This window comes from Nonomuraea sp. B19D2, assembly GCF_040137845.1.
Taxonomy (GTDB): domain Bacteria; phylum Actinomycetota; class Actinomycetes; order Streptosporangiales; family Streptosporangiaceae; genus Nonomuraea.
Genome location: NZ_JBEFAK010000128.1, coordinates 1 through 2,230 on the forward strand (window position 1 = coordinate 1; position 2,230 = coordinate 2,230).

Sequence of the window (2,230 nt, forward strand, 5' to 3'; positions counted from 1 at the left end):
CTGGTGCCGGGTCGGCCGGTAAGGTCGGCCCGAGACGCGGTGCTGGCCTTTCGACCAGTCCGTTTTCCCGGACCGCCTTCCGAACCCGCCGTGCCCGTCTCCGGGCAACGGGCTCTCCACGAGTCCCGTGTCAGCCTTGTTGATCGAGTCCTACGCTGTGATGGTCTCCCACGGCGTGGAAATCTTGGTTCCTCTGTACCGGTATCGGGTCGTGCTGACCTGTCCGGGGTGGAACAGCTCCCTGCATGCCGTCTTGACCCACCACTGTCCGCCGCAGTAGCGGCGGCGAAGTTCCTTCCAGGAGATCCGGCGATGCTTGCGCTTGATCCATCCAATGACCTGCCACCAGGTGTAGTGGCCCAGGTAATCGAAGGTCGCGCTGGATACCCCTGGCCGGAAGTAGGCGCACCAGCCCCGCAGCGCCGGATTGAGTTGGCGCAGCAGGGCATCGAGCGGCTGTCCGGTGTCCATTCGACGGCATATCGTCCGCACCTTGGCCATGACCGCGTGCAGCGCCTTCTTGGCCGGATAGGTGTAGATGTAACGCCGGTCGGTGCCTCGCTTGCGGTGCCGCTGGATGCGCCACCCCAGGAAATCGAGACCCTCATCGATGTGGATGATCATTGTCTTTTCCACCGACAGGCGCAGGCCCATCGGCGCGAGAACCTCTGCCACCTCGTCCCGGATGCCTTCGGCATGTTCGCGGGTACCGGAGACCAGCACCAGGAAGTCGTCCGCGTACCGTACGAGACGGTAGTTGGCCTTGCCCTGTCGCCTGCGGTGCCGCCGCTTGGACTCGGTAGAGCTCGGTCCGCCCGGACACTGGTCGAAGAACTCGTCCAGCACCGAGAGGGCCACGTTCGCCAGCAGAGGAGACAGGATCCCCCCTTGCGGGGTGCCGGTGAAGGTCTCCCGGGAGATTCCGTCTTCCGACAGGATGCCCGCCTTGAGAAATGCCTTCACCAGGCCGAGGACGCGCTTGTCTGTGATCCTTCGCCGCACCCGATCCATCAGGGCCGGGTGCGAGATCTCATCGAAGCATGCCGCGATGTCGCCTTCCACCACCCACTCGTAGGTGGCCATGGTGAAGTGACGGGTCTCGGCGACCGCGTCCTGGGCTCGGCGTCCCGGGCGGAACCCGTACGAGCATGGGGAGAAATCCGCCTCGAAGATCGGCTCCAGCACCAGCTTCAAGGATGCCTGGACCACCCGGTCGGCCACGGTGGGGATACCCAGTCGGCGCAACTTGCCATTCGCCTTTGGGATCATCCTTTCGCGTACCGGAAGCGGGCGGAAACTGTGGTCCTTCAGAGCGGACCGCAGTTCGTCGAGGAATCCCTCGACTCCCTGCCAGACCTGAATGGCATGGGCAGTGCGCCCGTCCACCCCGGCCGTGCGAGCACCCTTGTTTCCCCGCACCCGATCCCACGCCACCAGCAGAAAGGCGGGATCAGCCACCAGGTTGAACAGATCATCGAACCTGCGATCAGGATCATCGCGGGCCCAACGGTGCAGCTTGGCCTGCATCCCCTGTACCTTGCGCTCCGCCCCGAGCAGGGCGTACTCAAGCTCGTCGGTATTCACCAACGACCTCCAGGCATTGCAGCTCCTTACCACCGACTCGCTGGCTCCCTTCGCCATGTGGACGGCTTTCCCGCCCTCGGACTACTACGGAGCCTCCGCCCCGTCTCGTGGTCCACAGTCGGCAACGGACCTGCCCGCGACTCGGACCGGGTGTCCGGGCGTCGCGGGCGACCACGGACGGTTCCCACGTTCACTGGTTGTCGATCAGCCAGGGAGGTGCCCAGCTCTGCCCCGGCAGCCTCGCCGTTTCTACGCCGCAGTTCTTCGAAACGGCCTCCCCGCCGGCCTGCTTGTTCCGGCTTCGGAGTCGACTCGGGCCTGATGAAACCCTCATCGCGCACTGCGTCCCGGCCCCTATCCACCAGATTTGAGCCGGTACAGGTCTTACGGGACTTCCGCCACTGGTTCACTCGCGTTACACCGACTGGCCTCGCTTGCCGAACCCGGGCCGCCTGGCAGTCTCGGCCCATCCCGGCGTTGTCGGGGCTGCTTCCCGTCCTCCCCGGCGTTCCCCGGCTCAGACTGCCCCCAGCTTCTATCGGGCCGCTGCGACGACCCAACGGTGCAGGTCTTTCACCTCACTCGACAATCCAGCGCCTCGTGGCGCACCAGCAGGAACTTGAACGACCTACGCACCCTCGCCCCC

At 65.3% G+C, this 2,230-nt stretch carries 1 protein-coding gene; it reads right to left on the reverse strand.

The window, feature by feature from the left end:
- Positions 1-150 precede the first annotated feature (150 nt).
- Positions 151-1,584: a group II intron reverse transcriptase/maturase gene (gene ltrA / locus ABN273_RS59060; protein ID WP_349458567.1), complete on the reverse strand. Its 1,434-nt coding sequence runs from the start codon at positions 1,582-1,584 to the stop codon at positions 151-153.
- Positions 1,585-2,230 lie beyond the last annotated feature (646 nt).